Annotated in this window: 6 protein-coding genes and 1 riboswitch; of the genes, 4 read left to right on the top strand and 2 right to left on the bottom strand. The window is 69.3% G+C overall.

Going from position 1 to position 6,256, the window contains the following annotated elements; all coding sequences use genetic code 11:
- The 4 genes from A9W96_RS01210 to A9W96_RS01195 all read left to right on the top strand — a co-directional run.
- A partial coding sequence (locus A9W96_RS01210; protein ID WP_156765071.1) for a D-alanyl-D-alanine carboxypeptidase family protein occupies nucleotides 1-1,165 on the top strand: 1,165 nt, incomplete at its 5' end.
- A gap of 5 nt (nucleotides 1,166-1,170) precedes the next feature.
- On the top strand, nucleotides 1,171-2,535 hold the full coding sequence (locus tag A9W96_RS01205) for a sugar porter family MFS transporter (protein ID WP_066863614.1): 1,365 nt from the start codon (nucleotides 1,171-1,173) through the stop codon (nucleotides 2,533-2,535).
- Complete coding sequence (nagA, locus tag A9W96_RS01200; RefSeq protein ID WP_067137476.1) at nucleotides 2,526-3,659, top strand: N-acetylglucosamine-6-phosphate deacetylase; 1,134 nt, start codon at nucleotides 2,526-2,528, stop codon at nucleotides 3,657-3,659. The genes A9W96_RS01205 and nagA overlap by 10 nt, the downstream gene beginning before the upstream one ends.
- Nucleotides 3,660-3,664: 5 nt before the next feature.
- A riboswitch (guanidine-III (ykkC-III) riboswitch) is annotated at nucleotides 3,665-3,728 on the top strand.
- 11 nt (nucleotides 3,729-3,739) lie between these two features.
- Nucleotides 3,740-4,054, top strand: coding sequence for a multidrug efflux SMR transporter (locus A9W96_RS01195; protein WP_067024460.1), 315 nt, complete (start codon nucleotides 3,740-3,742; stop codon nucleotides 4,052-4,054).
- On the opposite strand, the gene yhjD is transcribed toward A9W96_RS01195, so the two are convergent.
- Complete coding sequence (gene yhjD, locus A9W96_RS01190) at nucleotides 4,051-5,088, bottom strand: inner membrane protein YhjD (RefSeq protein ID WP_066863623.1); 1,038 nt, start codon at nucleotides 5,086-5,088, stop codon at nucleotides 4,051-4,053. The two genes, A9W96_RS01195 and yhjD, sit on opposite strands and share 4 nt — an antisense overlap.
- Before the next feature lie 41 nt (nucleotides 5,089-5,129).
- Nucleotides 5,130-6,161, bottom strand: coding sequence for a tryptophan--tRNA ligase (gene trpS / locus A9W96_RS01185; protein ID WP_066863626.1), 1,032 nt, complete (start codon nucleotides 6,159-6,161; stop codon nucleotides 5,130-5,132).
- Nucleotides 6,162-6,256 lie beyond the last annotated feature (95 nt).

Here is a 6,256-nt window from a genome sequence, read left to right as displayed (position 1 = left end):
GCTCGCCACCGCCGAACCCGGCGCCGAGCCGAATGCCGCGCCGGCCAACTGCCCGTACAAGGTGACCACGCCGCCCGCGGTGGATTCCTCCGAGGCCCCGACCGCCGGCGACCCGCCGATCCCGCTGGCGGTGCCCGCCAAGCCCGTCGGCGGTGACGCGCTGGGCAGCTGCGGCATCGTCACCGCGCCGAACACGCCGCCGCTGCCGAACGACGTCTCCGCGGACGCGTGGCTGGTCGCGGACCTGGACAGCGGCGCGGTGATCGCGGCCAAGGACCCACACGGGCGGCACCGCCCGGCCAGCATCATCAAGGTGCTGGTCGCGATGGCCTCCATCAACGCGCTCAACCTCAATAAGGCGGTTCCCGGGACCGCCGACGACGCCGCGGCCGAGGGCACCAAGGTCGGCGTCCAGGAGGGCGGGGTGTTCACCGTCAACCAGCTGCTGCACGGGCTGCTGATGCACTCCGGCAACGACGCCGCGCACGCGCTGGCCATGCAGCTGGGCGGCATGCAGCAGGCGCTGGAGAAGATCAACGTGCTGTCGGCCAAGCTGGGCGGCCAGGACACCCGGGTGGCCTCGCCGTCGGGCCTGGACGCGCCGGGCATGAGCACCTCGGCCTACGACATCGGGTTGTTCTACCGCTACGCCTGGCAGAACCCGACGTTCGCCGACATCGTCGCGACACGGACGTTCGACTTCCCCGGCCACGGCGACCACCCGGGCTACGAGCTGGAGAACGACAACCAGCTGCTCTACAAGTATCCCGGCGCCCTGGGCGGCAAGACGGGTTACACCGACGACGCGGGCCAGACGTTCGTGGGCGCGGCCAACCACGACGGACGACGCCTGGTGGCGGTGCTGCTGCACGGCACGCGTCAACCGATCGCGCCGTGGGAACAGGCCGCGCACCTGCTGGACTACGGCTTCTCCACGCCGCCGGGCACCCAGGTCGGCTCGCTGATCGCCCCCGATCCGTCGCTGGCGCCGGCCAAGCGTGACACCGCCGCCGACCCGCTCGCCAGCAACGCCGCGGCGGGCGGGATCATCCTGTCGGCCGACGCCATGCCGATCCGGGTGGGCGTGGCGGTCATCGGCACCGTCGTGGTGTTCGCGCTGATCATGATGGCCCGCTCGATGAACCGCCGACCGCAGCACCGCTGAGCGCCGTGGCACGCGGATCGCGGCGCGGACTGCTGGTCGGGCTGACCGCCGCCAGCGTCGGCGTCATCTACGGTTACGACCTGTCCATCATCGCCGGGGCGCAGTTGTTCGTCACCGAGGACTTCGGCTTGTCCACGCGCCAGCAGGAACTGCTCACCACGATGGTGGTGATCGGCCAGATTGTCGGGGCTCTGGGCGCCGGCGTGCTGGCCAACGTCATCGGGCGCAAACGATCGGTGGTCCTGATCCTGTGCGCCTACGCGGTTTTCGCGCTGCTGGCCGCGTTCTCGATCTCGCTGCCGATGCTGTTGGCGGCGCGGCTGCTGCTGGGCATGACCATCGGTGTGACGGTGGTGGTGGTCCCGGTGTACGTGGCCGAATCGGCCCCGACGGCGGTGCGCGGCTCGCTGCTGACGGCCTATCAGCTGGCGATCGTTTCCGGCCTGATCGTCGGCTACCTGACCGGTTACGTGCTGGCCGGCACCCACGGCTGGCGGTGGATGCTGGGCCTGGCCTGCGTGCCCGCAATCCTGTTGCTGCCGTTGATCATTGGCATGCCCGACACCGCCCGGTGGTACGTGCTCAAGGGCCGGATGGACGACGCCCGCCAGGCGCTGCTGCGGGTCGAACCGACGGCGCGCGTCGACGAGGAGCTGGCCGAGATCGGCCGCGCGCTCGGCGAGGCCGCCCCCGGCGCCGGGGGCGGGTTCGCCGAGATGCTGCGCCCCCCGTACCTGCGGGCCACCGCCTTCGTGGTGGTGCTCGGCTTCCTGATCCAGATCACCGGCATCAACGCGATCATCTATTACAGCCCCCGCATCTTTCAGGCCATGGGTTTCACCGGGAATTTCGCGCTGCTCGGGCTGCCGGCGCTGCTGCAGGTCGCCGGGCTGGCCGCCGTCGGCGCGGCGCTGCTGCTGGTCGACCGGGTGGGCCGGCGGCCAATCCTGTTGTGGGGCACCGCCATGATGATCGCCGCCGACGTCGTGCTGATGGCCGTCTTCGGCCAGGGCTTCGGCGGCGCCATCGCCGGCTTCGCCGGCATCCTGTTGTTCATCATCGGCTACACCATGGGCTTCGGCTCCCTGGGCTGGGTGTACGCCAGCGAAAGCTTCCCGTCGCGACTACGCTCGATCGGATCGAGCACCATGTTGACCTCCAACCTGGTGGCTAACGCCATCATCGCCGCCGTCTTTCTGACCCTGCTCCATTCGCTTGGCGGCGCAGGGACTTTCGCGCTGTTCGCCGCGCTTGCGGCGGTCGCATTCGTCTTCGTCTACCGCTACGCGCCGGAGACCAAGGGCCGCCAGCTCGAGGACATCCGCCACTTCTGGGAAAACGGCGGCCGCTGGGAGAATCCGTGCCCGTGATCGCCGCGGGCACCATGGTGCTCGACGGCGAGGTCTGTCGCCCGGGCTGGCTGCAAACCGCCGGTGAACGGATCGCGGCCTGCGCGCCCGGGCCGCCGCCGCGGCCGGCCGACCAAGATTTCCCGAATTGCACTGTGGTCCCTGGCTTTATCGACATGCACGTGCACGGCGGCGGCGGCGCCTCCTACACCGACGCCGACGGCATCGCCGGCGCCGCCGCGTTCCACCTGCGGCACGGCACCACCACCACGCTGGCCAGCCTGGTGACCGCGTCACCGACCGACCTGCTCGCCGGGGTGCGAGCGCTGGCCGATGCCACCGGGCGCCGGACCGTCGCGGGCATCCACCTCGAGGGGCCGTGGCTGAGCCGGGCACACTGCGGGGCCCACGACCGCACCCAGCTGCGCGATCCGGACCCGGCCGAGATCGACGCGGTGCTGGCCGCGGGCGGCGACGCCATCCGGATGGTGACGCTGGCTCCCGAGCTGCCCGGGGCCGACGCGGCGATCCGGCGGTTCATTGACGCGGGAGTCGTTGTGGCGCTTGGCCATACCGACGCGACCTACGAGCAGACCCGGCATGCCATCGCGCTGGGCGCCACGGTCGGCACGCATCTGTTCAACGCGATGCCGCCACTGCACCATCGCGAGCCCGGCCCGGCCCTGGCACTGCTGCGCGACCCGCGCGTGGTCGTCGAGCTGATCGCCGACGGCGTGCACCTGCACCCCGACGTGGTACGGGCGGTGATCGCGGCCGCCGGAGCGGACCGGGTCGCCGTGGTCACCGACGCGATCGCCGCGGCCGGCCGCCCCGACGGCGCGTTTCGGCTCGGCGCGGTGGCCATCGACGTGGTCGCCGGCGTGGCGCGGGTGCATGGGACGTCGACGATCGCCGGCAGCACCGCCACCATGGATCAACTCTTCCGCACCGTGCACGCCGACGCGGGGCTGGCGCCGGCCGTGCAGGCGACGGCCGCGACGCCGGCGCGGGCCCTAGGCCTGGGGCGGGTCGGTGAACTCAGGACGGATTATGACGCCAATCTCGTTGTGCTGGACGAACGTTTAGGCATCTCTGACGTCATGGTGCGCGGCACCTGGCAGGGTCACCCGCGCGACGTTTGTTAGCATCGAGCCCGTCAGCACCTGACACCGGACGAGGGGCCCCGTACCCGGCCAGCGACAAGACGGCGCCGTGGAGGTGCGTGATGGCCTGGCTCGTCCTGATTGCGTCGGGGATCCTGGAGGCGGTGTGGGCGACCGCCCTGAACAAATCGGACGGCTTCTCCCGGCCGGTCCCTTCGCTGGTTTTCCTTGCGGCCGTGGCACTTTCGATGACCGGGCTGGCGATCGCCATGCGCACGCTGCCGGTCGGAACCAGTTACGCGGTCTGGGTCGGCATTGGGGCCGCGCTCACGGCGGGCTATGCGATGCTGGCCGGTGACGAATCGACGTCGCCGATCAAGCTGGTGCTGATCGCCGGGATCGTGGCCTGCGTCGCGGGCCTGAAGCTGGTCGGCTAGCGAGCGCGGCGGGTGAAGCGCGCGATGCGGGAAAGCGTCAGCGCGCCAACGGCTCCCAGCGCCATCGCCGTCAACGTCTGGCGGGTGCCCAGGCCCTCGTCCATCTGCACCCGCGGGGCGATGATCGCCGGTGCCGGAGGGGCGACGGGCTGACTGCGCGGATCCGTGGACGCCGTCGCCGCCCAGGCGGTGCAGAACAGGACGAGATAGGCGGTGATGTAGGCGAACACCATCAACCCCAGCACCGGCCCGAACGCCGCGCCGGCGGGGCTGCGCAACACCGTCCTCAGATAGATCGACGCCACCTGTTTGAACACCTCGAAGCCGATCGCGGCGATCAGCCCGGCGCGCATCGAATCGGTCAGGCTGACCTTCTCGCGGGGCAGCCGGGCGATCATCCAGGTGAACAGCAGCCACGACACCAGCGTCGCGATCAAAAGCGAGATCAGCCAGAACAGCCAGTCGAACACTATAAACCGGGGTATGCCAAGCCATTTCAGCAAGGCGGCCATGGGCGCGGTGTGGCCGACGGTGGTCAGCGCGACGGTGACCACGATCACCGCGAACGTCCCCACCATCGCCAGCAGGTCGGAAAGCTTGTTGCGCACGAAGCCCGGTGACTCGATGTGGGTGTCCCACCACATCTCCGTCAGCGCCTGGCGCAGGTGCGAAATCCAGCCCAGGCCCGCCCACACCGCGGTGGCCAAACCGATGACACCGACCGAGGTTCGGGCATCGATCGCCGAGTTCATCAATTCCTGCAGCTGATTACCCAGCGCGCCGTTCACCTGGGAACGGATGTGGTCGTCGATGGTGCTCAACAACTGGGGCCGACGGGCCAGCACGAACCCGAAGACCGCGAAACCGACCATGAGCAAAGGAAACAACGCGAAGATCGTGTAATAGGTGAGGCCGGCCGCGAAGAACCCGCCGTTGCGCTCGTCGAAACGCTGGTAGGCGCGGATGACATGGTCGATCCACCCGTAGCGGGTCCGCAGTCGATCGAAAATGCCCGGCTTGGCCGGCTCGCTCATCGCACGACTCCAATGAGAAGCGGATCTAGCTCCTTGGGGATCTAGCTCCCTGGTGGAAGAAACCCAAGCCGATCGTAAACCCGCCGGACCGTTTTCCCGGCCACATCGTTGGCCTTTTCCGCCCCGGCGGCCAACACCGCCTCCAATTCGCCCACATCGGCGGACAGTTCGTCGACGCGGGCCTTGATCGGCGCGACGAACTCGACGACCGCCTCCGCGGTGTCCTTCTTCAAATCGCCGTAACCCCTTCCGGCATAGCCGTCCACGAGCGTGTCGATCGCGACGCCGGTGACCGCGGACTGGATGCTCAACAGGTTGGACACACCCGGCTTGGCCTCGGTGTCGAAACGGATCTCGCGCTCGCTGTCGGTGACCGCGGAGCGAATCTTCTTGGCCGACACCGCCGGATCGTCGAGCAGGTTGATCAACCCGGCATCGGTGGCCGCGGACTTGCTCATCTTCGACGTCGGATCCTGCAGGTCGTAGATCTTTGCGGTGGCCTTGGGAATGAGCATGTCCGGCACCACGAACGTGTCCGGGAAGCGGCTGTTGACGCGCTCGGCGATGTCGCGCGCCAGCTCGAGGTGCTGGCGCTGGTCCTCGCCCACCGGCACCAGATCGGTGTCGTAGGCCAGCACGTCGGCCGCCTGCAACACCGGGTAGGTGAACAACCCGACCGTGGTGGAGTCGGCGCCCTGGCGCAGCGACTTGTCCTTGAACTGCGTCATCCGCGACGCCTGCCCGAAGCCGGTGAAGCACCCCAGCACCCAGGCCAACTGGGTGTGCGCCGGCACGTGGCTCTGCACGAACACGGTGCTGCGGGCCGGGTCGATGCCCAGCGCCAGGTATTGGGCGGCGGTGATCAGGGTGCGACGACGCAGCGCCTCGGGATCCTGGGCGACGGTGATGGCGTGCAGGTCGACTACGCAGAAGAACGCGTCCCAGTCATCCCCCCAGTCGTCCTGCAGCGCGACCCACTGCCTGACGGCGCCCAGCGCGTTACCCAGGTGAAGCGAGTCGGAGGTGGGCTGCACGCCGGAGAAAATTCGGCTGGATCCGGTAGCGGTGCTCATGATGCACCGATCTTTTCACGCGCGGCCGTCGCGGCCGCACGGACCGGCGCCCGTCACCCCGCGTGTTGCGGTACCGGCGGTACCGGCTTTACTGT

It is taken from the genome of Mycobacterium sp. 1245852.3, from assembly GCF_001669335.1.
Classification (GTDB): Bacteria; Actinomycetota; Actinomycetes; order Mycobacteriales; family Mycobacteriaceae; genus Mycobacterium; species Mycobacterium europaeum_A.
The sequence above is the reverse complement of the archived record's forward strand: the minus strand, read 5'-3'. Positions and strand labels throughout refer to the sequence as shown.

Coding starts and splice junctions, on each gene's coding strand:
- A9W96_RS01195 (WP_067024460.1), top strand. CDS start 3,740: ATGGCCTGGCTCGTCCTGATTGCGTCGGGGATCCTGGAGGCGGTGTGG.
- trpS (WP_066863626.1), bottom strand. CDS start 6,161: ATGAGCACCGCTACCGGATCCAGCCGAATTTTCTCCGGCGTGCAGCCC.
- yhjD (WP_066863623.1), bottom strand. CDS start 5,088: ATGAGCGAGCCGGCCAAGCCGGGCATTTTCGATCGACTGCGGACCCGC.